Annotated in this window: 22 protein-coding genes and 4 pseudogenes; 10 read left to right on the top strand and 16 right to left on the bottom strand. The window is 50.1% G+C overall.

Going from position 1 to position 23,129, the window contains the following annotated elements; genetic code table 11:
• Positions 1-55: 55 nt before the first annotated feature.
• Both QQF33_RS24085 and QQF33_RS24080 read right to left on the bottom strand, forming a co-directional pair.
• Positions 56-529, bottom strand: coding sequence for a hypothetical protein (locus QQF33_RS24085; protein WP_285148419.1), 474 nt, complete (start codon positions 527-529; stop codon positions 56-58).
• 19 nt (positions 530-548) lie between these two features.
• Positions 549-1,025, bottom strand: coding sequence for a L,D-transpeptidase family protein (locus QQF33_RS24080; protein ID WP_285148421.1), 477 nt, complete (start codon positions 1,023-1,025; stop codon positions 549-551).
• A gap of 1,057 nt (positions 1,026-2,082) precedes the next feature.
• Here QQF33_RS24080 and tnpA point away from each other — a divergent pair.
• The 4 genes and pseudogenes from tnpA to QQF33_RS24060 form a co-directional block, all read left to right on the top strand.
• Positions 2,083-2,460: an IS66-like element accessory protein TnpA gene (gene tnpA, locus QQF33_RS24075; protein WP_285158797.1), complete on the top strand. Its 378-nt coding sequence runs from the start codon at positions 2,083-2,085 to the stop codon at positions 2,458-2,460.
• Positions 2,457-2,806: pseudogene (gene tnpB, locus QQF33_RS24070) on the top strand (IS66 family insertion sequence element accessory protein TnpB). The gene tnpA and the pseudogene tnpB overlap by 4 nt, the downstream one beginning before the upstream one ends.
• Positions 2,807-2,855: 49 nt before the next feature.
• Positions 2,856-3,464: pseudogene (locus QQF33_RS24065) on the top strand (IS66 family transposase zinc-finger binding domain-containing protein); the annotation flags it as partial.
• Between the two features lie 5 nt (positions 3,465-3,469).
• Positions 3,470-3,834: pseudogene (locus tag QQF33_RS24060) on the top strand (hypothetical protein); the annotation flags it as partial.
• 128 nt (positions 3,835-3,962) lie between these two features.
• Here QQF33_RS24060 and QQF33_RS24055 read toward each other — a convergent pair.
• The 5 genes from QQF33_RS24055 to QQF33_RS24035 all read right to left on the bottom strand — a co-directional run bounded on the left by QQF33_RS24055 (position 3,963) and on the right by QQF33_RS24035 (position 10,697).
• Positions 3,963-5,498 (bottom strand): right-handed parallel beta-helix repeat-containing protein, encoded by a 1,536-nt coding sequence (locus tag QQF33_RS24055; protein WP_285148423.1) that lies wholly within the window; start codon positions 5,496-5,498, stop codon positions 3,963-3,965.
• Positions 5,499-5,530: 32 nt separating this feature from the next.
• Entirely contained in the window at positions 5,531-6,316 is a 786-nt protein-coding gene (locus tag QQF33_RS24050; protein ID WP_285148424.1) for an oligogalacturonate-specific porin KdgM family protein, read from the bottom strand.
• An 89-nt stretch (positions 6,317-6,405) separates the two neighbouring features.
• On the bottom strand, positions 6,406-7,596 hold the full coding sequence (locus tag QQF33_RS24045; protein ID WP_285148426.1) for a glycoside hydrolase family 88 protein: 1,191 nt from the start codon (positions 7,594-7,596) through the stop codon (positions 6,406-6,408).
• A 19-nt stretch (positions 7,597-7,615) separates the two neighbouring features.
• A complete protein-coding gene (locus tag QQF33_RS24040) occupies positions 7,616-8,878 on the bottom strand; it encodes an oligosaccharide MFS transporter (RefSeq protein WP_285148427.1) in 1,263 nt (420 codons plus the stop codon).
• Between the two features lie 34 nt (positions 8,879-8,912).
• The gene (locus tag QQF33_RS24035; protein WP_285148428.1) at positions 8,913-10,697 is read right to left on the bottom strand and encodes a DUF2264 domain-containing protein; all 1,785 of its coding nucleotides are present in this window, start codon (positions 10,695-10,697) and stop codon (positions 8,913-8,915) included.
• A 181-nt stretch (positions 10,698-10,878) separates the two neighbouring features.
• On the opposite strand from QQF33_RS24035, the gene QQF33_RS24030 reads away from it, so the two are divergent.
• Positions 10,879-11,736: an AraC family transcriptional regulator gene (locus QQF33_RS24030; RefSeq protein ID WP_285148429.1), complete on the top strand. Its 858-nt coding sequence runs from the start codon at positions 10,879-10,881 to the stop codon at positions 11,734-11,736.
• A 132-nt stretch (positions 11,737-11,868) separates the two neighbouring features.
• On the opposite strand, the gene QQF33_RS24025 is transcribed toward QQF33_RS24030, so the two are convergent.
• The 3 genes from QQF33_RS24025 to QQF33_RS24015 are packed head-to-tail and all read right to left on the bottom strand — an operon-like array spanning position 11,869 to position 14,064.
• Positions 11,869-12,540: a DUF2913 family protein gene (locus QQF33_RS24025; RefSeq protein WP_285158741.1), complete on the bottom strand. Its 672-nt coding sequence runs from the start codon at positions 12,538-12,540 to the stop codon at positions 11,869-11,871.
• Positions 12,524-13,174, bottom strand: a complete 651-nt coding sequence (locus tag QQF33_RS24020) for a hypothetical protein (protein WP_285148431.1) — start codon at positions 13,172-13,174, stop codon at positions 12,524-12,526. The genes QQF33_RS24025 and QQF33_RS24020 overlap by 17 nt, the downstream gene beginning before the upstream one ends.
• Complete coding sequence (locus QQF33_RS24015; RefSeq protein WP_285148433.1) at positions 13,171-14,064, bottom strand: DNA-processing protein DprA; 894 nt, start codon at positions 14,062-14,064, stop codon at positions 13,171-13,173. Before QQF33_RS24015 ends, QQF33_RS24020 begins: the two co-directional genes overlap by 4 nt.
• 446 nt (positions 14,065-14,510) lie before the next feature.
• Between QQF33_RS24015 and QQF33_RS24010 the strand changes: the two genes are divergently transcribed.
• Together QQF33_RS24010 and QQF33_RS24005 are read left to right on the top strand one after the other, a co-directional pair.
• Positions 14,511-15,128: a hypothetical protein gene (locus tag QQF33_RS24010; RefSeq protein WP_285158740.1), complete on the top strand. Its 618-nt coding sequence runs from the start codon at positions 14,511-14,513 to the stop codon at positions 15,126-15,128.
• Between the two features lie 3 nt (positions 15,129-15,131).
• Positions 15,132-16,259, top strand: coding sequence for a helix-turn-helix domain-containing protein (locus tag QQF33_RS24005; RefSeq protein ID WP_285148436.1), 1,128 nt, complete (start codon positions 15,132-15,134; stop codon positions 16,257-16,259).
• Positions 16,260-16,343: 84 nt separating this feature from the next.
• On the opposite strand, the gene QQF33_RS24000 is transcribed toward QQF33_RS24005, so the two are convergent.
• From QQF33_RS24000 to QQF33_RS23975, 6 genes are all read right to left on the bottom strand, one after another.
• Positions 16,344-16,598, bottom strand: coding sequence for a protein L (locus QQF33_RS24000; protein ID WP_285158739.1), 255 nt, complete (start codon positions 16,596-16,598; stop codon positions 16,344-16,346).
• Positions 16,599-16,747: 149 nt separating this feature from the next.
• On the bottom strand, positions 16,748-17,674 hold the full coding sequence (locus tag QQF33_RS23995) for a glycosyltransferase (protein ID WP_285158796.1): 927 nt from the start codon (positions 17,672-17,674) through the stop codon (positions 16,748-16,750).
• A 5-nt stretch (positions 17,675-17,679) separates the two neighbouring features.
• Complete coding sequence (locus QQF33_RS23990; RefSeq protein WP_285148439.1) at positions 17,680-17,850, bottom strand: hypothetical protein; 171 nt, start codon at positions 17,848-17,850, stop codon at positions 17,680-17,682.
• Positions 17,851-17,892: 42 nt separating this feature from the next.
• Positions 17,893-18,048: a hypothetical protein gene (locus QQF33_RS23985; RefSeq protein WP_285148440.1), complete on the bottom strand. Its 156-nt coding sequence runs from the start codon at positions 18,046-18,048 to the stop codon at positions 17,893-17,895.
• 51 nt (positions 18,049-18,099) lie between these two features.
• Positions 18,100-19,368, bottom strand: coding sequence for a GTPase (locus QQF33_RS23980; protein ID WP_285158738.1), 1,269 nt, complete (start codon positions 19,366-19,368; stop codon positions 18,100-18,102).
• 330 nt (positions 19,369-19,698) lie between these two features.
• On the bottom strand, positions 19,699-20,196 hold the full coding sequence (locus tag QQF33_RS23975) for a hypothetical protein (protein WP_285148443.1): 498 nt from the start codon (positions 20,194-20,196) through the stop codon (positions 19,699-19,701).
• Between the two features lie 767 nt (positions 20,197-20,963).
• On the opposite strand from QQF33_RS23975, the gene tssB reads away from it, so the two are divergent.
• From tssB to QQF33_RS23960, 3 genes and pseudogenes are all read left to right on the top strand, one after another.
• Complete coding sequence (gene tssB, locus QQF33_RS23970) at positions 20,964-21,458, top strand: type VI secretion system contractile sheath small subunit (protein WP_285148445.1); 495 nt, start codon at positions 20,964-20,966, stop codon at positions 21,456-21,458.
• A gap of 17 nt (positions 21,459-21,475) precedes the next feature.
• Positions 21,476-23,026, top strand: a complete 1,551-nt coding sequence (tssC, locus tag QQF33_RS23965) for a type VI secretion system contractile sheath large subunit (protein WP_285143873.1) — start codon at positions 21,476-21,478, stop codon at positions 23,024-23,026.
• 13 nt (positions 23,027-23,039) lie between these two features.
• Positions 23,040-23,129: pseudogene (locus QQF33_RS23960) on the top strand (type VI secretion system baseplate subunit TssK); the annotation flags it as partial.

Genomic DNA, 23,129 nt, shown 5'->3' with positions numbered 1-23,129 from the left:
GGCCAGAGAGTTACACAGAAGTGATATGGGTTTGAAAAGATTTGGAAATTTTTCGCTAATACACCCCTTTTAGCCGACGGGAAGCATAGAGGGGGAAGGTTTCGAAAAAAATTGCCATGAGAATAATAAGTATTGCGTAAACAACAGCAGTGACAGATGGGGTCAGCCAGAAAGCAAACCCACATAGGCCCAGCAACATTGGGAATGGGGTGAAAACGTGTGCTTTAACATAAGCAATAAACCACATCAGAACCGGTTTGCCGGAGAAGCGCTCACCAATCAGGCTGCATATTATTGCTGCTAACAGGCCAAAACCCATTTTGGTCACATGGACTGAATCGGGGGATACGATGATTGCTGTATAAATGATGCGCCACCACCGCTCGGGTAATTCATGAGTAACAATGAGTACGGATGTGTAAACCAGAGTACTGCTCAGTAAATTCCCTCCCCATTTTGTTGTTATTTTTTCGCAACAAGTGCTGTAGATCTGTTGAAGCTTCATTGTGTTTGAACGGTTAATTGGCATAACAATAGCCTCATTGTATTTATGGTCTGAGTTCAACTGGCGTACCGGTTGGCACGTGTTGCCAGATTTCTCGCATAATGTCGTTTGTCACCGCAATACAGCCATCGGTCCAGTCAATGCGCTGAAACAGTGGGCTGAACCATCCCCAGCCGTTGGGAACGCCGTGGATCATGATGTTTTCGCCCGGCGGATAATCGCCTTCTTTTGCGTGCTGGATCTCGGTCTTATTCGGGTAAGAAATATGCAGGCTGAGGCTGAACCGGGAACGAGCATTGCGGCTGTCAATGTAATAGCGGCCCTGCGGTGTTTTCTTGTCCCCTTCACGCTGTTTCGGGCCAGCGTCAGCATTTCTTCCGAGTGAGACTGGATAACTGGCGAAAGAGATGCCCTGGCGCATCAGCGTCAGTGAGCGACTGGCTTTATGGACAATAATGAGATCAGCCTGTTGTGTGGCTGGCAGCGGCTCTGGCAGTGAAGCATGACCCCACCTTGCCATTATCCGGGTATATGCCAACAAACATAATGTAATGAACAGAAGTATGAAACCCATGCGTAGAACACGACGGGGGCGGTGGTGGGTATTCATGTATGCGACTCTCCAGTCGTATCGGGTTATGTTTACGACGTTTTGCATCGGCTGTGTGTTCACGGATCTGGTGAACGGGTAAGCGATCATACTGAATCAGCCAAAAGGGGGGTTTTTGTGCTCAAGTGCGTAAGTCGTGTGGTTTTACAGACGATGACACTTAATGCGAAAAGCCGGACAGCAATCGGTATGTGCTGCGTAGCGTGCTCAGTCCGGTGACGAGTGCTTCTGCAAAGGGCAGGCCCGGTAGCGGGGCATTAGTGATTTTGTAACTAACCTCACAGCCAAACAAAGGCGTTCGGGCTCCGGCATGTTTGAGTATGCGCCCCGCTGATGTGGTCGGATCTCTGGCCGTAGCAAGCTGGGCCAGACACCACGGGTACACGGCAGGGTACGTGAGGTCACCACTTTGTTGCAACGCGCTATACGCCACGAGGCGCAGCTGTTGCGCAAGCCAGTGCTTCGGGAGTAATGCGCGATGCCAGCCTGCGATGAAACCGCTGACGAACGCTCTGGTGTATAATCAGAAGCGAGTAGTGTGGAAAGTGGGGCGTTCCAGCATGTGGATGGGTAATCTATTGATTATCTGGCGATAAAGGTAGTTGGTAGGGTAATAAATCATGGCGTGTTCCTGGGGTAGGGGTATCACACCATAATGTAGTGGTGCGGATCACTGCTATTGAGCGGTGGTTGAAGGTTTGGGGCTATTTGTTTGATAGTGAATCAATTCATTTCATCAGCAAATTTGTTAGTGGAGCACGCTTTGCTGCCAAAGCAGTTTGTCGTAAGGTTATCTTTCTGGAAATTACTGGAGGAGTGATGTGATGAGTTGTATTTTCTGCCAGATAGTTGAAAGTACTGCCCCATGCCATAAAAGTAAGCGTCCAGCGAGAGCCGTCTGGTCATAATCTGATGTATTCGACAAAGTGGTGTACACCAAATAGTGGTGGAAACCAAAGTGTCAGATATGCAGAAAAATGTGACTCCCGGCAGGCGTAAGGGCTGCCCTAATTATTCTCCTGAGTTTAAGCAGCAGCTCGTTGCGGCCTCCTGCGAACCCGGAATATCCATCTCGAAACTGGCGCTGGAGAACGGCATTAACGCCAATCTGCTATTTAAATGGCGCCAGCAGTGGCGCGAGGGAAAGCTGCTATTACCTTCCTCTGAGAGTCCTCATTTACTCCCTGTGACTCTCGATGCCACCGCCGTACAGCCAGAACCGCCCGCAGAGGACCCAGAGCTCAGTGTCAGCTGTGAGGTAACGTTCCGGCACGGGAGGCTTCGCCTCAACGGCACTGTCAGCGAAAAGCTCCTGACTCTGCTGATACAGGAACTGAAGCGATGATCCCGTTACCTTCCGGGACCAAAATCTGGCTGGTTGCCGGTATCACCGATATGAGAAATGGGGCTTCAACGGCCTGGCCGCAAAGGTGCAGATGGCGCTGAAAGACGACCCGATGTCAGGTCACGTTTTTATCTTCCGTGGGCGTAATGGCAGTCAGGTAAAGCTCCTCTGGTCTACCGGAGACGGGCTGTGTCTTCTGACCAAAAGACTGGAGCGCGGGCGCTTCGCCTGGCCGTCAGCCCGTGGTGGCAAAGTGTTCCTGACCACGGCGCAGCTGGCAATGCTGCTGGAAGGCATCGACTGGCGACAGCCGAAGCGGCTGCTGACCTCCCTGACCATGATGTAGGCCTCTTTATCCTGGTTGTTGCTGTATAAGCCAGGTAAAATGCGGGCTTATGAACGACACCTCTTCTGACGATATCCTTCAGTTGAAACAGCGCCTTGCCGAACAGGAAGCGCTGAACCGCGCCCTGCTGGAAAAGCTGGCCGACCGGGAGCGCGAAATAGACCATCTGCAGGCGCAGTTGGATAAGCTTCGCCGGATGAACTTCGGTAGCCGTTCCGAAAAGGTCTCCCGCCGTAACGCACAGATGGAGGCCGACCTGAACCGGTTGCAGAAAGAAAGCGATACCCTTACCGGTCGGGTGGATGACCCGGAAGTGCAGCGCCCTCTGCGCCAGACCCGTACCCGCAAACTGTTCCCCGAATCGCTCCCTCGTGACGAAAAACGACTGCTACCTGTGGAGCCGTGCTGCCCGGACTGCGGTGGTGCGCTGAGCTATCTGGGCGAAGACACCGCCGAACAACTGGAGCTGATGCGTAGCGCCTTCCGGGTTATCCGGACCGTGCGGGAAAAGCATGCCTGCACAAAATGCGACGCCATCGTGCAGGCTCCCGCGCCTTCACGTCCCATCGAGCGGGGTATCGCCGGACCGGGGCTGCTGGCCCGCGTGCTGAGTTCAAAGTATGCAGAGCATACCCCGCTGTATCGCCAGTCAGAAATATAAAGCCGCTCGAGGCGCTCTCAGAGCTGACTATCGCCACACAAAAAGTGGCAAAGTTGCTCGATCGCGCCTTTCCGGACGTGGGACGTACGGGTATGTTTTTTGAAGGTTTTGGCGTGGATCATGTTCACAGTAAGCTCAGCCCGATGCACGGCACTGCCGCCCTGAATGAGTGGAAACCCATTGAATCGCGGCAAACCAAATTCTTTGCGCAGTATGAAGGCTATTATCGTCCCACGACTGTGAGCGAGGCGACGATGAGAAGCTGGCGGCGCTGGCAAAGAGGATTCGTCATGCCGCAGCCAAACAGCCTTTTTTGTACCTAACCTGCGTAGATATTTTCAAATACCTACAGGTTTGGGGACAATAATTCAGTGGTGACAGGTAATCGATGCATATATTTTACTCCGGCAGCGATGAAGACAGCGAATGGATGTGTAACATCAGTAATTCATCCTGCCGGTTTTTGTTTAGGTTATTTTATTTACTTGCTGAGATTCAGAGCCCTTTTCCTTCATAAGCACCCATATTGGGAGCTTCATCCGAAGAAACCGGATCGCCATAATAGTCCCGACCACCATTATCCGGGATAATTATACCTTGCCCGATAACCGGAGAATTTGCTCTGAGTTTAAAACCATTCACATCTGATTCATTCACTCCCACAAACAGCGGATCGGATGCCATACCGCCCGGATGAATGGCGCCATCAGGATTCGGCGGCGGCGGGGCTACCCCCAGAAAATCATTATTGTAGAAGCTCAGCGTCTGGTTTCCGCCCTGAGCAATGGACATCTCGGGACCGCTATTCTGGACAATATTATTGCGCCAGCTAATGGTGATGTTGGTTGTACCATCGTTCTGGAAAAACATAACGGAGTCATCCCCGTCATGCCAGATACTGTTATTGTAAATCTGCGCATCATTAATGCTACCGGCACACATCTGAAATAGGCGCGCTTTGTCGTTATAACTCAGGTTATAGCGCATAACTGTGCCATTCGTGACCGCCCCAGAATACGGACAAATCAGTAACAATCCCCCAGCATTATTATGACTGTAGTTATACTGGAATACCGTATTTATTGAGCCGCCATCAGCATCAAATGACATGCCATCGTGAGCGCTACCGCCGCCGGAGACATCGTTGTATTCGACACGGGAGTTATTGGTGTTAAACGTCCAGATACCGGCATTATTTTCCTTCGAACGAAGCTGAAAGCCGGCCAACAGATTGTGAATTATGACCGCGCCTTCGGTGGTGTCGATTTTTATACCATCCCCGGCAATTGATTTTAGCGTATTTCCTTTTATCAGGACGGCTGTGCTGGGGGTCCAGGGGCCGACTCCTGATGTATCCTGAGTACCTACTTCCGGGCGTTTGTTCCAGAGTGATTTAAAATAAATCCCTTCTCTGTCCACATCATAAATCGTGTTGTTCAGAATTTGCAGGTTGTCATACCAGGATGGACGTTGCTCACCACTGACCGAGATTAATATTCCGGCTGAACCGGTCAGCGATTTTGTATCACCCCCACGTACATTGTGAATGGTAAGGTTGCGCAGGGTGATATTCCTGGCTTCCCCTGTGTCACTGAGATTAATCTGAACCCCGTTACGCTCACTACCCGGTTGGCTGGCATTGACGATTTCCAGCCCCTCCAGTCTGACATCCGGGAAATTGGTGAGCAGTACTGCATCATGACTGCCGTTGCCATCAATCACGGGTTGTGGAAGTGATTCATCTCCCCAGACGCCGATTGTTACAGGCGCATTGTCATCACCGTGACCTGACGGATGTAATTGCCCCGAACAGGTTTTCCCTCGCTGGAACAGAAGGTTGTCACCTGGGTTCAGTGCGACGGCATTAGCCTGGCTCAGCGAGGTCCACGGGGAGGTCTGTGTTCCCTCTCCGGTGGGAACACCTGATGTATTGCAGGAAACATAATAGTCCGTGGCTTGTGCTGTGCCAGAACCGACCACGGCAATGCCACTCAGACACAATATGTGCAGAACAGATTGTTTTATTTTCATTGGTTACGCTCTTTCAGGTGGGTCATTTTAATTTAATTTAAATTGTATTTAAAACCGACACGAATTTGATATTCATCTTTCGTGTCATTGCCCTCCTGGTATTCATCCAGGTAGCCCAGTTCGAAGAAAGGATAAAAACGAGGGGTGGCATGGAAATTAAACACGAAATTATGCTGGAGGGTATGGTTTTTGCCATTTGCATAATTAAATTCGTCACCGTGCACCTTACTGTAATAGGTCGGATTATATTGAACGTAAAAATCAGGCGTGAAATATTTAGTGATGTACAAATCCACGCGATGCTCTGACGAATCATCCTGGTCACCATTCAGGGTCCGGGAGTCGTGATTCTGATGGTTATAACGGTAACGCAGAACGGTCGTGAACGTTGGGTCGAAGTGATAACCTATTCCGATATAAGGGTCGATACGCGAGCCTGCGGATTCCCAGTGAAATACTGTGCCGGGTTCAAGATAAAACTGACTATGACCAAGTGGAAACGGCTTATTCAGCTCCACTTCCTGATAGCTGTCTTTCCACTGATCCATGTGCTTTCCGAGGTCAGCATCCGTTTCAAAACTCCAGTACATATTCTTCAGTATGCTGTCCGGATCCTGAACCACACCGGTGAGCATCAGTCTCTGAAGAAAACCTTCGCTGGCGGTGCGATATTGTGTCCGGGGCGCAAAATAGATCGTTGTGAAGGGCGTATATTTCACTGACTGGCCCACTGTTGTCACGGTGGTATCTGCATGACTATATGTTGATACGCCACAAAGTAAAGCAGACAGCATAATAACATTGCTTTTGAGTTTCATTTTTTATTCCTTCCATAAGACACAGAGACATGCACTCCCTGTCGAAATGGCAGGGAGGTATAAACGTTAACTTTTATATTGAAATTAAATTACCAGTATGATTTCCAGTTTTTAATAATGCGGGTGATACTTTCCATAAAGAAATAATCCCCCCATGAACAGCATTCATCCACACCGATATTGCCGTTAAAATGATAAACAGAATGTTTCAGTAATCCAGCACCGGGAATATGTTCCCGATTGAAATAATCATCAATCATATTTCCGACCATGCGTAAGGCAATGGCTTCGTAACTTTCACGATCCGGATGAGAAAGTGGCAGGTGTGTCACCATCTCCAGTAGCCCACAGGCGGTGATGGCCGTGGAAGAGCTGTCCCGACAGCTTGTCGGGTCGGTCAGTGCCAGATCCCAGTAACACACCAGGTCATCCGGCAGACGATTAATGAAGTAATTAGCCAGCTTCTGGCTGAGCACCAGTAAATCTTCATTCCGGGTATAGCGATAATTCAGCAAAAAACCATAGACCCCCCACGCCTGACCGCGTGCCCAGCAGGAATCGTCAGCATAACCCTGATGCGTATTACCGTAGCGGGGCTCTCCGGTCTGCACGTCCATGTAGTATGTGTGCCAGGTCGAACTGTCCGGGCGCACAATATAGCGACTGGCTTGTGTGATATGCGTGGTGGCGGCCTGAGCATAACGTTCATCTCCGCTGATCCGGCTGGCCTGATACAACAGCGGCAGATTCATATTACAGTCGATGATCATTCGGCCCTGTTGTTCCGGATTATCCAGCTCACCCCACGCCTGAATAATGCCGCAGCGAGGATGATAACGCTCCATCAGTGCATCGGCTGCCAGCAGGGCGATATAGCGTGCCCGCGCATTATCCGTGAGCGTGCTGGCGCTCAGGCAGGACAGGCTGTAAAGAAAACCGAGGTCATGATGACTGGTGTGATCCCGGTGAATGATGCGTTCGCCGAAAGACTGAACGTGTTTTTCAGCCAGAGCCCGGTATTTTTCATCACCGCTCCACTCCCACGCCAGCCAGAGCTGTCCGCTCCAGAAGCTGGTGGTCCATTCGATATTATCGATAACCGGGTAGAGACCATTCTGGCAGGCGGCATCCGGGAATCGTGCCTGCCAGCAGGCCATATTACGGTCAACGGCCTGTAAAATGTCCGGCATGACCTGCTTAATTTTCCCCACGATGACATCACGCTCACCAGGAGCCAGTTTTACCGGGGAAATCGTTTCTTTATGAATATCCTGTAACATAGTGTTCTCGTATCGTTTCTTAATTTAATGCCTGGCCCGTAGGGGCGACGGATGTGATTTTTTTATGACTGTGGCAGTCCGAAAGCGTGAAGGCTGACACAATCGTAAACAGCAGGGCGATGGTGCCCATAATCAGATAGGTGTGTTCAAAACCGATGGTGTCGTAGGCATAACCCGCAGGCGGGGCCACCACGATAGAGCCAACATAAATCATGGCCTGATAGCCCAGCAGATACATGGTGGCATTGATGCGTTTGTCGAAATGCTCGGCGATGTACTTGAAGACAGAGACCAGGATTAGCGCGATTTCAATACCGTACAGGGGTTTTACCAGACAGATAATGACCGGATCAGTTGTCATGCCCGAGATGATAAGGCGCAGACTGATAATCAGCCCCGTGAGCAGCATCCCCTGTTTGGCTCCGATACGGTTTATCAGCGCCGGGACCAGCATCATGCCGAAGAACTCGGCACTCGACTGTGCGGTGCTCATATAACCAAACATGGTATTACCCTGTTCTTTGGTGTCGAAGAAGGTCACGAAATAACGGGAGAACTGCTGTTCAGCAATAAACATCATCCAGGCGACACCAGCAATATAAAGCGCGAACATCCAGAATTTTCGGTTACCGAGCAGATGAAATACATCCGCAATAACAATTTTCTCTTTTGATATAACGTTATTTTCCTCCTGCCCGAAGTGATTAACTTTCAGTGACAGCAGGACAATAAGCATGAGCAGGGCAGTAATACTGCTGATGGTGAAGTTAATCACCGGGGAAATATTATAAACATAACCGGAAAACGACGCGGCAACGGCCCATCCCAGTGCCGCCCACATTCTGATGCGCCCGAACTCCATGTTATACAGGCGACTGAACCGGTCGACATAAGACTCTTCGGCAGCCACGCCCGCGTACCAGCCAAGACTGAAAAATAATGCGCCAGCTATCATGCCCGCCAGAAAGTGGCTTTGCAGTAAGGGTAAATAACACCAGAGATAAAACGGAGCCATTAGGGCGGAAATCAGGCAGACAAAATAGAGTAAATGTTTTTTCATGCCAGTTTTGTCCATGATGTAGCCATAAATGGGTTTAATCAGGACGGCAAACACGCCGTTAACGGCAAAAACAGTGCCAATATCAATGGCACTCAGACCGGCTTTATCACCCAGCCAGATAGCATACATACCGAAACCGGCAGACCAGGTGAAAGTAAATAAAAAAACGAACAGACTGAGTTTTATATACGCTGAGCGTGTGGATTGTAGGGGTTCAGACATAATGTGCTCCACAAAAAGTCACGGTGATGAATGGTTATTTAATGGAAAGGGTGCGGCCAGACAGCGTGAGCCGCTGGTGTATATGATCGAAAGCCATGTCCTTTGGCACTGTTATCTGCGCCTCCGGGGAAGCGGATACCACACAGGCCAGCCAGCGGGTTCCTGCGTACAACTCGCCATAAAGGCAGGGGATCATGGCGGGGGGAGCAAACAGAATATTGCTGTTAGGCGGCGTGATCACCGTCTGTGGCACGCGGTGATGAAGCAAATCGCCGATGTAACTGCAATCAGAATCTGTGTGAAGGGTGAGACAATGTGCCTGATTATCCGCATGGCTCAGATTGTGCTGATTTACTGCAAATCCGCCTTCCGCCGCTGTCAGGAATCGGGGCGTGGAAATCCGGTGAATACGGATATGCCCCCAGTGGAACGGCAGCAACCAGGTCATGACTTCCACATCTGGCCAGGGAAACCATTCACTGCGCTGCCATTCATCGGTCATCACCACGTTCCGGCACTCACGGCGACCACGAAAATAGCCATCTCCGGTACTGAGCATCAGCATTGAGTCACAGGCAACCTGATTCAGGCCATAACTTCCCCGCTCAAGGGTGAAGCCGAAATGGCTGGAATAGGCAAATTTGCTGTATTTAGGGCCGAAATTAACAAAGTCATTTCTGTCAAACTGACCTGACATCAGCATCCAGGCATGCTTCTGGTCTGTATCATGGATCACGAACTGACCGGCTTCGGGAATGGCACGAACGGGCTCCAGCGCCGGTAGTGGTTCACATTCGGTCTGCCAGAATGATGATGTCTCATCCAGTGCCAGTATCAGCAGTGTTTTCAGCGCCCAGTAGGGTGAGCCAGGGCTGTTATAATCCTCGGCCATAATCAGGTTAGGGTACGTGTACCCCACAGAGAAAAGACCGCTCTGGTCGGTAAATGGTTGCTGTGTCCACCAGTCGAGATGTCGGAGCACCAGCCCTTTGACTATCCCCGGCGTGAACACATCCAGCCCGGTATAAGCGACGGCGCTCCAGAATGCGCCCTGAATAAAGCGATAAGTCAGACTGCGTCCGAACGGGATAGCGGCCCCGTCAGCGGTGAACCAGTAGATGTAATCCTGAGCAAAACGTCTGGCACGCTGGCGGTAACGCATGCACCGCTCAGGATCAACATCCTGCATCACATGGCTGTAAAGCAGGCCGTAGAAGTGGAAGGCGCTGGAAATGTAATAGTCACGCGGTTTGCTTTCCCCGTCGGAGTACCATCCGTTTCCCAGATAAAAAGGTTCAATGGCGTCCAGGTGATTCTCGATGACCTTCATATCGTAATCCTGGCCCACACATTTGAGTCCGGTCTGGATAAGTACCGGGAAAAAATGCCAGTTATTGTCGGGAATACGGATCTCAGCGCTCTGCCGTAACCACGTTGCCAGGTTATTTTGTTCCGTTGTGGTTAATGATGACCACAGAGGAGACTCCGGCAGTATCAGCCCCAGCCCATAAACAGCCATTTCCACACAGCGCTGATCGTTGTCGGTGAGCATTCCCCAGTATTCGGTATGCTCAGGATCGGTTCCGTTGCGGATCCCCGTCAGGAATTGTTGCCACAGAGGTGTTTCAGTACCGCCGCTGACCAGCGGAAACAGGCCCCACAATAAGCGGGAGAACCCTTCCATTTCTGCAATGTCTGCCGGGTACTGGGCAGCGGTCTCGCCCATTCTGATGCGGGTACACCCCGGTGAGAAATGCCGGGTGGCATCCGTTATCCAGCGCAACGCTGACTGACAATAATTCTGCTTGCTGTGCAACATATTCACTCTCCATTTTTCGGACTGGAATAGCGCACAGTAAAAAACTAAAACAGGGTTTTAATTGTGATTTCTGTCTGGTTTTTAAACAGCGAAGAGAAAAAATGTTGAGTTTTTCTGGTAAAAAGCCCAAAAACTTCATGATATTGACAGAAGTTTAATTTTATTAACGTGGGTGCTGGCTATGGTAAAAAACGAACTGGAGGGCTACGCGGGTTATCTGGAACGCATTGCTCTGAATGAAAATGCCATTTATTTCCACCGAATGCAGGAAGATGTTCCGGCAAATTATTATCACTGGCATCAGTGCGTGGAGATACTGAGCGTCTCCAGAGGAGTGGGGATCGTGCTGGTGGACCACCGGCAGTATACCATCCGTCCTGGGCGGCTATTTATTTTCCCCCCAGGGAAGCTACACAAGGTATTTGTTGAGCAGAGCGCTCGTAATTGCTACCACCGCACGACTCTTCATTTCAACGCGCTGACGGCTATACATTATCTCCGTGATTTCCCACGGCAACAGGCACTGCTGCGTCAGTTGTGTGAGCGGGGCGAACATGCGCGGGTGTTTGATACCAGTGAGATCCTGGATTTTCTGGAACTGCTGCTGATTCGTTTTGAAAAGCAGATGGAGGATGGTTTATTTTCAATCAGCGACAGCGTATTTCTGGTGATGCAGTTACTGAGTCTGCTACCGCAGGCTGAAACGGAGTCCGGACAGAAGACCTTCTCTACTCGTCTGACCCGCTGGATTGACGAACACTACCACGAAAGTTGTTCACTTGATGAGATTGCCACAGTCGCGGGGTGTTCACCGGGTCATACCTGTCGCCGCTTTCATGATGAAACGGGCGGGACGTTGCAGGAATACCTGGTCATGCGGCGTTTGCGACAGGCCTGTGAACTTCTGATCCATACGCAACTTAGCGTCAGGGAAATAGCTGAAAAGGTGGGTTTTTCGGGGTATGCCTGGTTTATCACCCGTTTTCGTAAGCAAATCGGGAAGTCTCCCTTTCAGTACAGAAAGGCTTACCGACAGTAGTGTGATATCATAACCAGCCAGTTAGACGGGAATTTCTCCTGAATAGTTGTAGCCAGAAATCACAGTGCTGATTTCAGGTTGCTATACTGGGCGGGCTGGTTTCTCGGAAGGCACTGATCGGCCAGAGATAACTTATCTCTGGTCAGGCTTCAATATTACGACACTCCAGCCATACGGTGATTCTGGTACGGTACAAAGAAGGCTCCGAGCATTGAAAGCGTCAAGTACGACCTGTGGCTGACCTTTCAACAGAAATTCCACGCGCCCGGTGAGTTGGCCTTCATCGTTAAAGTGACGCACTAAATCGGATTTTCTGACCAACAGTGCGGAAATGTCACCGTACTCCGCAAGTAGCGCCGGAATATCCCATTCGTGATCGGCCACCGCTGCGTTAACCCAGCCCTGTGCTTTAAGCGCTTCAATGGCGTACGTCAAACGGAACAAATCGGACTGGTACGAAACCGGAGATGAACAGGATTCAAGCAAATACTCCAGGCGTTGTTGTAGCCCAGTGGTGGGGCCCTTTTGACGTCCAAGTTTTAGTAAACTGTCGATATCCAGAGCAATTGAGCGCGGAAAGCGGCGCTGTTTTTGGGCGACAGCTAGCCAGCGAACCAGGAACGTATGGGCCATCATTGGTGACATCGCCTGACCATCTTGCTGGGCGAGCTTTAAAGCGACCAGTGCGCACCAGGCAAAGTGAGCGAGATCGCTAACGGTTTGTTCAGGTGAAAGTGGCGGGTGAATACGGTTCATAAGTGGTGACGTTTCAAAAGGAATAATGTCTCTAGTCTTCCAGATCAAAGAGGCTTGCCATATCAGCTTCACGAGCAGTACGAGCGACGAAAAGTCCAAGAATGCTTGCTTCAGGTAAGTGTTGGCGCAGAAATTGCTTCATTGCTTTAAAATGGCTACCTGCAGTAAGAACATCATCGAAAATGACGATATTCCTCCGGGTTCCTGCAAGTAAAGCTGCATCAAGGCGATAATTTGCCATAATTTCATCGGGGTCTGGGCGATTTGATGTTGATGCATGAGAAGCAATAGTTGAGTGGTTCTGTAGCACCAGTTCCCTGAAGTCTAGTGCGGGGTTCATAGTCTTAGCTGTTCGAAGAATGGCGGTCATTCGGTCATCATAGGCAGCATCAGTTCTGCACTTAGAGGGGGGGACCGGGATGAATGTAAGATCGGCTATGTTACTGATGGTTTTGACGAGTATTCGTGCCACGTTATCAATTGCGAGCCCTTTATAGCGATAATCCTGTAATCCCCGACGTTCATTCCCTTTCTTGAGGTTCATTATCAGCTGATTGGTTTCGCTGTAGGCGGCACGTTGCCTGGCTGTGTACTCACCGAAAAAATAGCATGGATCATCAGCATCCAGATAATAATGCTGCTCACGGATCAGTTCATCAATCTTCGTCAGCCGAAATGTCATCCAAGATTTTTCCTGATGTCTTCGTAATCTTTCACCCGTATCGCTCCCTGGGCTTCAAACTTCGCGGGCCACGTAATAGACGGATTTTGGAAACAGGATTCGAGGATGAACAGCTTACGGCCCTGGGCCAGTGCTGCACGGGCCTGGGTCAGTGTCCCTGATGTTTCTGATGCTTCGATGATAATCGTCGCTTCTGTCAGGGCAGACATGGTGATATTTCGCTCAGGGAAGAAAATCCGGTTGCTGCGAAAATCCTGGTCCAAATAGCGCTGAAACGGTACCTGGCTGATAAGCAGATAGTTATCACGAATTTTACGCTGTAGTTCGCTATTCTGCTTCGGGTAGTTGTGAGAAAGCGGTGTGCCAATAACCGCTATCGTGTTGCCGCCGAGCGCCAGGGCGGTCTGGTGGGCATTGGTATCAACTCCCTCGGCAAGCCCGGATACGATAGTAAAACCATTTTCCACCAGGCACTTCACCAGCCTGCGAGTGCGGCGAGCGCCTTCTTCTGAAACCTTTCTGGAGCCGACTACCGCGACTGAGCGAGTGTTTACCAGATCCCACCACCCCTGATAGTAGAGTACTTCAATCGGGTGACGGGCATCTCTCAGTTTTTCAGGATATTCACCTGCGCCATGAACCCGGATACCAATATTCTCGACATCATAGCGGGACATGATTTCCTTCAATCTGGTCTTGAAGTCAGCAATCATGCTGCTGGAGACCAAATCAGAGGGAACTGCGCCTTCGGGAGCCTGACGAAACTTATCGGCGATGGTTTTGAACGTTGCCCCTTTTTCGGTCCACAGTGCTTCGTACGCCGCCATTTCCTTAAAAGGGGAAATCGCACGTTCAAAAGGGTTCTGGCTGCCGAAATCAAGTTGTGACATAGGTTCTCAGGTAAATCGAATCGTAGTAGACAATATGAACACCTTTAGTTTACCTGCTTTATCCTGGCTGTAAACCGTCACCGGATTTGAAGAGGTAATGACCAGACATGTTATTCCGGAGAAAAGATGGCAGGTGAAGCAGTATTAGATGTGGCTATTTAGCAAGCTTTGATGCTCTTGAGTTTCTAAAAAGTTCAGTCACCCTTATCAAATCGGCCTGCGAGACAACGTTCAGTTTCTGGCTGATTTTGCTGATTCTCTGAAATGGGATTAGGGGTTATTCAATTAAATCAATGCATTGGTTTGGGTATTGACATTGTGCTCAGGTGGTGACTTTTTCACGGTCACTTGACAAATTTCATAAAACGCGTAATTATTGAAAGGTATTTCACCTAAACCCGATCAGGGTCTACACCAGCTCTACGCTACAAGGATTACCTTTAATAATGAAACAACCATGGGAACTAAACCCTGAACTGACACAAGAACGTCTACAGCAACTGGCTTCACTCATCCGCGATGTTAGAGATGATGTGGTTGACCGGCATGATGATGACCTGGGCGACTCAGCACGCGCAACGGGTATGCGTGCATATGAATGCTGCAGAACCCGGATTGCACGCGCAGCCCTGAATTCAGAAGAATGGCCCTGGCTTGGTATTGTGAAAAAAGATGGAAAATTTACATTTTCAATTAAATCAGTACCAGTCCGTCTTTATAGGGGAAAACCAGGTAGTCCTGAAGAACGTCGACTGATTCCATGTTTTGAAGCCCTGAGCCAAACCAGTTTTTTATTTGAAGAAGTTGGTGATGCTGCAGCCATTATATGGTTTTTTGCTATCGAAGTTGACGAATTCAAATATGTGGATCGTGTAACATTCACAGGTTTCCTCGAGGGAGCGCAGGTTTCATGTTGGGAGATCCCACTCAATGAGAAAGTACCTGCTATTAGTTCGATCGATGCAGAACTTCCTGAGCCTGTAAAAGTTCAAAAACCAACAGTTACTGTTAAAAAGAAAGAAGAGAAGAAAGTAAATAATGATGATGCAAATGATGGTCAGTAAGTTATGTCCATGACATTTTATGGTGAGCGGTTAAGACTCGCCCGTTTACTTAAAGGTTATACTCTGCAGGAATTGGGGGATGCTGTTGCAGTAACAAGACAGAGTATCCACCAGTATGAGAGTGATGCCAGAGCACCTGCGCATGACATACGCAATGCTTTGGCTGAACTACTGCAGGTATCGCCTAAATTTTTTGAATACCCTTTGGCTGGTGATGTGAAACCAGAACAGTGCCATTTTCGTAAACGCCAGACAACACCTGTCGGTGTAAAAGAACGGGTACAATCATACAGTACCATTCTTGAACAATTAGTTTCGGAGCTATATGAACACCTGGATTTACCAGAGAATCGTTTTAATCTAATTGATAATGAAAAAATCCCTGAGCTTACTGCTCCAGTTATTGAAAAAATTGCCGAGGGAGCTAGAGTTCGCTGGGGATTAACAGATGATGCCCCTATCGACAATATGATCAATGTTGTTGAGAATCAGGGGGCAATAGTTACAACTTTTGATGGAGTTTCAGACAAAGTTGACGCTCTTTCAATTAATAGAAAATACCCTATTATTATTCGTAATACGGCGAAAGAAAGTGTTTGTAGAATGCGGTTTGATATTGCGCATGAGTGTGGTCATTTAGTTATGCATGATGGTATTGAAACCGGATGCAAAAAAACAGAGAGAGAAGCTGATGCTTTTGCTAGCGCATTTTTATTTCCACGAAAATCTTTTGCCCGGGAGTTCCCTACTTGTATAACCTCGAGAGGAACTATCGACTGGAAAAAAGTATACAACCTAAAATTAAGGTGGAAAATGAGTGCAAGAGCAATCATTTATCGTGCTCATTTCTTAGGCTTTATCAATGCTCAACAGTATAGGACTGCTAATGTCTGGTTTAGCCAGACTAGGCAAACTAAAAAGGAAAAATATGATGACTCTATTCCAATGGAAGAACCTCATATACTTCAGGAAAGTTTATTAGTTTTGAAAGAACAGTTGGGGATTTCATTTGAAATGCTTGCCGAGAAACTATGTGTGAAGCCAATTTTATTAGCTGAAATATCTGGCGTTGATTATACTCAAAATCAAAATGATGATTTTGATAATGTTGTAGTTCCATTTAAATTTTAATCAAAGAGTGGCGTATTTTGCCATTCTTATAGTTGTTGATGCAAAAATAACTCTCAGGGGGTGTTAGCCCCCTGGCTCAATGTTTTACTGAGCATATACAAAGAGATGCCAGCGAATCGCTCCCTGTGCTGAGTTATGCTGATGGTGGTTTTGTGGCGGTATCGTTTTACCTCCGGCAACTGTTACTTCTTTCCCACAACCTACGCACTGATATATGCCTTCATGCTCGCATTTATTGCCAGGGCTATAAATTTTATCGAAAGCCGCGTTTGATTCAGTGTTAGCTTCCTTAATGTTACTTTGATTACCATTTCGGACTAAAGCCATTTGATTTCTCATCTCTTGTTCCGGGTCGTATTACCCACTATGAATATGCGGCTTCGCATCGGTGTTCCAAGTGGGCTAACCTGACAAACATCACATTTATTAAAAAGATCCTCAATCTTGTAACCAGGCAAAACGCTTTCTGTTGATGGAGGTGTGAGCATTTACCACAACCTGGCAACCAGCTTGATGAAGAAGCAAAGATCGCTGGCACTGCGAATGCCCCGCCATAACTCACGCCGCCCAATACGCGATCGGAACGCAACCTTCACACCAGCGAGGTCCAGGACGCGCCGACGGTAGAGACCCAGGAAGTGGCGGGCTTCCACCAGAGCATGACGACGCAGAGACCTTTGTATGCTGTGGTTCTCCGGCAGCGATGCCAGTCGATGTAGCTCCGCTATCACGTCAATATAGTCCCGTGCCCGGTGGTCGTAGTAGTCAGGCCGGTGGGTAATAGACGCACTGTTAGTGTGCCAGGTGTAATCCTTACGGTCTGATACGTAAAACCGCCCGTTATTCACCGCCAGTTGTACCGTCCAGAGGATATCTTTGTGACTTTTACCGGCGTGGAAGGCCATACCGTGTTCACGCAGATACGCTGACCTGACAATCTGCAGCCACAGGTAGTGCGGCCATTCCCGGTGACTGACGCAGTGGCGGAGCCACTGATGCCCGGAGATACGCTCGCCGTAAGGTTGTCTGCGGTGGACGGGTCTGTCGTGGCGCTCGCCGCACCAGGCATTGAACAGCACCACGTCTGCGTTGGTTTCGGTGGCGGTGCGCCAGCGTTCGTAAATAAACCCGTCGCTCACGGTGTCGTCCGCATCCAGAAAGACCAGCCATTCACCCCGGTGGATAGCCAGTGCAGCGTTGCGGGCGGCATAGACGCCCTGATTGTCCTGGCCAAGCAGAACAACCCGCTCATCAGTGTACTCGCTGACAATACGTTGGGTGGCATCGGTGGAGCCGTCATTGACGACGATTAGCTCCAGCGCTACGCGGGTCTCCTGCAGCACGCTCTCGATTAGTCTGCCAATCGTGGCGGCTGCGTTATACGCCGGAATGATGACGCTGACATCGGGTGTCATGGCCGTCACGGGGTGTGCTCCTTTTTGCACTTGTCCGGCTGACGAACCGGGATGATGCGCTTCTCGCGGAGCTCCTGGTCAGTGTCAAACAGGCATTCGTCGCAGTACTCGTCGTCCAGCGCGAAGAGTCGTTCGAGGATGTTTCGTTTTTTCCCGCAGCGGGCGCAGGTGTGCATGATTCAGTTCCTGAAAATGTTCGGGTGTGAGGTGGCGTTCGCTCAGTTCCGCAGGTAAAACGCCACGAAAAAGATGCCGCAGATAAGCAGAATGGCGATGACGAACATCACTACCCACAGCACAACAAAGCTTTTTGGTCGACGGGTTATCAGCCAGAACAGCAGAATAAGAATCAGCAGGTCGGGTATGGCAATCATCAGTGGAGACTCACCTCTGAATGTGCGGGCGGTCGCTGCCGCCCGGCGGAATTACTGCAGCCCTGATGCCTTGAGCTGCGACACATCTTTGCCGCTGGCTTCCAGCTGCTCACAAATCCAGACAAAGATATCGTGTGCACCAAGCGGTGCCTGCCCCAGGCGCGGGTCCGGGTCAAAGGCGGTTTTCAGCATCGGATAGTTACCCAGGCGTTTTTTCGCCACCTGTTCCAGCTCTGTGATATCAGCGTCCGGGCGCAACAGGTCGACCTTGTTCAGGCAAATCAGCAGCGGTTTGCCCGGTGCGGTTGCAGTAATGTGCTTCACGACCTGGATATCGACGTCGCTGATACCCCGGTTCAGGTCCACCACCACCAGGAAGGCATCGGCGACATGCAGGAAGTCATCGGTACGCTGATTGACGCTGGCGCGTGGGTCGTTAAAGCCGGGCAGGTTGTGGACCCACACCATCGGGCTACTTTTCAGTTGATGGCTTTCCACTGACGAGGTCGCTCCCGCGACCGGACTGACGTTACCCTGGATGGCAAACACCTGACGCATCAGGGAGTCCTTGCCGGTGGAGCCGTCGCCCACCACACAGAGATTGATTTGCTGGTTCACTAACTGACGCAGGGCCGCGAAGTGAATGACGAAAGGTACGGTCTTGCGATAAGCGGGTCCGGCGAGGTCATTTGCCAGCCAGGCACCGGTCGCGAACCAGCCCACCGGTCCGAGCAGCACCCCGGCAGCGTTCGCGACCATGCCGTCCACGGCTACTAAGGCTCCCCAGGCCGCCACGCGACCCAGAAGGGCGACAGACAGCATTTCGGTCAGCAGAAGCGCAATGTAAGACAGCGCTCCGGCTCCGAGTTGCGCCAGCAGCATCTGCACCACAATCGCGCCCGCCGGGCCGACGGGAATATTTCGGTTCTCCAGCCCGACCGAGGCCAGAAATTTTTCCCGCTCTTCCGGAGACATTTTATCCACGGCATCACTGAGTGCCTTTTTGAGAATCAGACCCTCGTTACCTTCCACGGTGTTAATTTTGCTGATGTCGGGGACTTTCATTTTTTTGCCCACGTCATACACCAGTTCGGCATACGGGATCCCTTCGCCTTTGCGACACAGGTTGGCGAGTTCGTGGCCGCCCATTTTCCGGGCATGGCTGATGAGGAGTTCTGCAGCGCGGTGCTTATCCGGCGCTTTCAGGTCGACCTCTTTTTCAATTTTCAGGTATTTCACCAGCGGCTCAGCGCTTTCCGGGTGAAAGGTCAGAATACGATGCAGAAGGTCAGTTTCGGTCAGGGTATTTGGGGTAAACATGAAAAACTCCGTCAGGGTGATTAATTAAAGGGGCCAGTCGAACGAGGCGGTAAATAGTTCATCGTGATACGTCTGCGGTCAGTCATAAGGACATTCGTCGTAATCCTTTTCGGGTTCATCAGGATGAAAGTGATTCCATATAAAGCCGAAGAGGAGCCACAGCTCTGTCACCAGTAAAATAGCCAGAGTGATTTTCATGAGCGGACCTTACTGGTATTCACCTGGCTGATACGTATGTGATACTGAATGAAACACATGACTCACCCTGCCCGTATTGCAGGGCATCTGTAATAAAAGTTTTTTGATTACTGGTTCAGATAACGATTGCCGTTACCGTAAAGGTGCGAGCGGTGGAAATATCGGTGCTACGTACAGGAAAAGAAACAGCCGTGCCGCACGGTAAGTGCGTCGACAGTCATCAATCACCCTGTACAGACTCCGGTTGCTCCAGCAGGCTGGCAACGTAACCGCGCCCGTGCCGTACAGCACTTCCAGCGCCCGGTACTGTGTGGCTTCCTGGCGTAAATCCCACCCGCCGAGATACTGCATTATCGCCAGCAAACGCAACTGACGCACCAGCAATGCAAAGGGCGGTGCCCGCTGAACAACAGAGGCCATTGATAACACGGTCATGTGCAGGCATTCCCGGATGATAAAACGTGCCGCCCGACGATAAACATCGCCGCCTTTATCCATCCAGTTTTCTGCAATTCTGCCTGCAGATCCCAGCTGCTGGTCGTCACGGGTGGCGACAGACCAGGCCAGTTCGCAGACATCCTTGCAACTCTGTGGTGATAGCTTTGTGGGTAATACAAAAGCAGCGTCCATTTATTCCCTTTTGGGGCCGGGTTACTTCAGGCAGATGCTGGCAGAGGTAATTTTAAAAGTCAGATCGTTTTCACAGATCAATTTTTTAAAATCGATCTGTTTCGCCGATCAATCAATACTTCAGTGATTATGTATTTATTTGATGAATATTTATGGGTGGAATAATAGCTGTGGCGTTATGGCTATTTTTTTTGTCGATAAATAACATGCAGGGGTGAGTGGCAATTTTATGGAACTGTACGGAATCAACCATGCTGAATTGGAGAGAATACCGGTGCTGGCGAGAAGAGTTCGAAAGTACCATGCGTAATTAATTGTTTTGATGAATGTATCTGGTATGAAATATTCATTAATCTTTGTTAAAGATTAATTGTTCATCCTAAATTTTCTCATGGATTATGTATTTTAAGAAATCTGCTGCCATTAAATTGTTACCATGTTGAAATATTTAGTTGACAAAAATAAGTGTGAGTAAGCCTCTGTTATTTTTCGGCTACCAGTGAATCATCTGGACTTAACCGGAATTGATTCGGTACTTCTGTTCCCCTGTCCGGGCCTGTGCCTCTCTATACTCAGATCATGAGTCTTTACATTTCAGGTGTATCCCCCTCTTGTTAGAGTGTTTAATCGGCGTAGCATTTTCTGCGTAACTGTCTGTTTTATCCAATTTATTCATCGCTGCGGATGCGGTGAGGTGCTGCCCGGAAGGTGTGTCAGATGTTTCCGGCCATCAGCCGTCTGAAGTACGTCATATGAAGGAACATTGCATGTCCGGTTCATTCCAGGAAGAAATTCCCAAAGCCCGTATTAATTTAAAGCTGGCCCTGCATACCGGGGGCGCGCAGAAGAAAGTTGAGTTGCCGCTTAAATTGCTGGTGACGGGGGATTTCAGCAACGGACAGGAAAACCGCCCGTTGTCTGAGCGTGAAAAAATCAACGTTAACAAAAATAACCTGAACAGCGTGTTATCTGAGCTGTCCCCGTCCGTTAATCTTACCGTTGAAAACACCCTCGCCTCTGACGGCAGTGAAGAGAACATCCGCCTCAGTTTTAAGGATATGAAGGATTTTGAACCGGAGCAAATTGCCCGGCAGGTACCCCAGCTCAGGGCTCTCCTCTCGATGCGTAGTCTTCTGCGCGACCTCAAATCCAACCTGCTCGACAACGCCACGTTCCGCAAGGAGCTGGAAGTCATCCTGCGTGACCCGGCGCTCAGCAATGAACTGCGCACTGAACTCAACGCCCTTGCCCCGAAAGCCTGACGGAAAAATTAAGGAAAATGCTGATGTCTGTACAGAATGAAACCGCTGTACCCGCTGGTGAGACGCTTGTCCGGGAACGTTCCGCAACTGACGGCGTGTATGCCTCCCTTTTTGAAAAAATCAATCTTAAACCCGCTTCCAGTCTGAGTGACCTGTCAGTCTGGCAGGATGAAACCGCCATGGCAGAAGCCGGGACCAACGAGCGCATTACCGCAGGTGTACAGGTGTTCCTGGAGCGCCTGCGCCAGTCCGGCCAGAAAGTGGAAAAACTCGACAAGACCCTGATTGACCACCATATCGCCGAACTGGACCATCAGATTAGCCGTCAGCTGGATGCAGTCATGCATCACCCGGCCTTCCAGAGCGTGGAAGGTCTGTGGCGTGGTCTGAAGCACCTGGTGGATAACACCGATTATCGTCAGAACGTGAAAACCGAAATTCTGGATGTGTCAAAAGACGCCCTGCGTCAGGATTTTGAAGATGCACCGGAAGTGATCCAGAGTGGATTATACTGGCATTCTTACGTCTCGGAATACGATACCCCGGGTGGCGAGCCGCTTGCTGCGGTGATTTCGGCGTATGAGTTTGATGCGTCGGCGCAGGATGTGGCGTTGATGCGCAACATCTCTAAAGTGTCTGCCGCTGCCCATATGCCGTTTATTGGTTCTGCGGGGCCGAAGTTCTTTTTAAAAGAAAATATGGAGCAGGTGGCGGCCATCAAGGACATCGGCAACTATTTTGACCGTGCCGAGTACATTAAATGGAAAAGTTTCCGTGACACGGATGACTCGCGCTATCTCGGCCTGGTGATGCCACGTGTGCTGGGCCGCCTGCCGTATGGTCCGGACACTGTGCCGGTGCGCAGCTTCAACTACATTGAAGAAGTGAAAGGTCCGGATCACGACAAATACCTGTGGACCAACGCCTCGTTCGCTTTCGCCGCCAACATGGTGAAAAGCTTCATCAACAACGGCTGGTGCGTACAAATTCGTGGCCCACAGGCCGGTGGCGCGGTGAAAGATCTGCCGATTCACCTGTACGACCTCGGCACCGGCAACCAGGTGAAGATCCCGTCAGAAGTGATGATCCCGGAAACACGCGAATTTGAGTTCGCCAACCTCGGCTTCATCCCCCTGTCGTACTACAAAAATCGCGACTACGCCTGCTTCTTCTCGGCGAACTCCACCCAGAAACCGGCCCTGTATGACACCGCAGATGCAACTGCTAACAGCCGTATCAACGCCCGTCTGCCTTACATCTTCCTGCTGTCGCGTATTGCACATTACCTGAAGCTTATCCAGCGTGAAAATATCGGCACCACCAAAGACCGTCGTCTGCTGGAGCTGGAGCTGAACACCTGGGTACGTGGCCTGGTCACCGAAATGACTGACCCGGGCGACGAACTGCAGGCTTCTCACCCGCTGCGTGACGCGAAAGTGGTGGTAGAAGATATCGAAGATAACCCTGGCTTCTTCCGCGTGAAACTCTTTGCAGTCCCTCATTTCCAGGTCGAGGGTATGGACGTCAATCTGTCGCTGGTATCTCAGATGCCTAAAGCAAAAGCATAAGGCGGTCGCAGGGATGAAAATTTATCGTCCACTGTGGAACGAGGGGGCTTTGCTGTCCCCTCAGCAGTTCCAGCAGCAGGCAGAATGGGAATCTTTTCGCAGC

Origin of the sequence: Lelliottia wanjuensis, assembly GCF_030238365.1 — a bacterium.
GTDB classification, from domain to species: domain Bacteria; phylum Pseudomonadota; class Gammaproteobacteria; order Enterobacterales; family Enterobacteriaceae; genus Enterobacter; species Enterobacter wanjuensis.
Note: the sequence above shows the minus strand (reverse complement) of the source record. Positions and strands in the feature narration are given on the sequence as shown.

Excerpts from the sequence above, each read along its gene's own strand:
- QQF33_RS24085 (WP_285148419.1), bottom strand. The coding sequence starts at position 529 with ATGCCAATTAACCGTTCAAACACAATGAAGCTTCAACAGATCTACAGC.
- QQF33_RS24080 (WP_285148421.1), bottom strand. The coding sequence starts at position 1,025 with ATGGCAAGGTGGGGTCATGCTTCACTGCCAGAGCCGCTGCCAGCCACA.
- tnpA (WP_285158797.1), top strand. The coding sequence starts at position 2,083 with ATGCAGAAAAATGTGACTCCCGGCAGGCGTAAGGGCTGCCCTAATTAT.
- QQF33_RS24055 (WP_285148423.1), bottom strand. The coding sequence starts at position 5,498 with ATGAAAATAAAACAATCTGTTCTGCACATATTGTGTCTGAGTGGCATT.
- QQF33_RS24050 (WP_285148424.1), bottom strand. The coding sequence starts at position 6,316 with ATGAAACTCAAAAGCAATGTTATTATGCTGTCTGCTTTACTTTGTGGC.
- QQF33_RS24045 (WP_285148426.1), bottom strand. The coding sequence starts at position 7,596 with ATGTTACAGGATATTCATAAAGAAACGATTTCCCCGGTAAAACTGGCT.
- QQF33_RS24040 (WP_285148427.1), bottom strand. The coding sequence starts at position 8,878 with ATGTCTGAACCCCTACAATCCACACGCTCAGCGTATATAAAACTCAGT.
- QQF33_RS24035 (WP_285148428.1), bottom strand. The coding sequence starts at position 10,697 with ATGTTGCACAGCAAGCAGAATTATTGTCAGTCAGCGTTGCGCTGGATA.
- QQF33_RS24030 (WP_285148429.1), top strand. The coding sequence starts at position 10,879 with ATGGTAAAAAACGAACTGGAGGGCTACGCGGGTTATCTGGAACGCATT.
- QQF33_RS24020 (WP_285148431.1), bottom strand. The coding sequence starts at position 13,174 with ATGACATTTCGGCTGACGAAGATTGATGAACTGATCCGTGAGCAGCAT.
- QQF33_RS24015 (WP_285148433.1), bottom strand. The coding sequence starts at position 14,064 with ATGTCACAACTTGATTTCGGCAGCCAGAACCCTTTTGAACGTGCGATT.
- QQF33_RS24010 (WP_285158740.1), top strand. The coding sequence starts at position 14,511 with ATGAAACAACCATGGGAACTAAACCCTGAACTGACACAAGAACGTCTA.
- QQF33_RS24005 (WP_285148436.1), top strand. The coding sequence starts at position 15,132 with ATGTCCATGACATTTTATGGTGAGCGGTTAAGACTCGCCCGTTTACTT.
- QQF33_RS24000 (WP_285158739.1), bottom strand. The coding sequence starts at position 16,598 with ATGAGAAATCAAATGGCTTTAGTCCGAAATGGTAATCAAAGTAACATT.
- QQF33_RS23995 (WP_285158796.1), bottom strand. The coding sequence starts at position 17,674 with ATGACACCCGATGTCAGCGTCATCATTCCGGCGTATAACGCAGCCGCC.
- QQF33_RS23990 (WP_285148439.1), bottom strand. The coding sequence starts at position 17,850 with ATGCACACCTGCGCCCGCTGCGGGAAAAAACGAAACATCCTCGAACGA.
- QQF33_RS23985 (WP_285148440.1), bottom strand. The coding sequence starts at position 18,048 with ATGATTGCCATACCCGACCTGCTGATTCTTATTCTGCTGTTCTGGCTG.
- QQF33_RS23980 (WP_285158738.1), bottom strand. The coding sequence starts at position 19,368 with ATGTTTACCCCAAATACCCTGACCGAAACTGACCTTCTGCATCGTATT.
- QQF33_RS23975 (WP_285148443.1), bottom strand. The coding sequence starts at position 20,196 with ATGGACGCTGCTTTTGTATTACCCACAAAGCTATCACCACAGAGTTGC.
- tssB (WP_285148445.1), top strand. The coding sequence starts at position 20,964 with ATGTCCGGTTCATTCCAGGAAGAAATTCCCAAAGCCCGTATTAATTTA.
- tssC (WP_285143873.1), top strand. The coding sequence starts at position 21,476 with ATGCTGATGTCTGTACAGAATGAAACCGCTGTACCCGCTGGTGAGACG.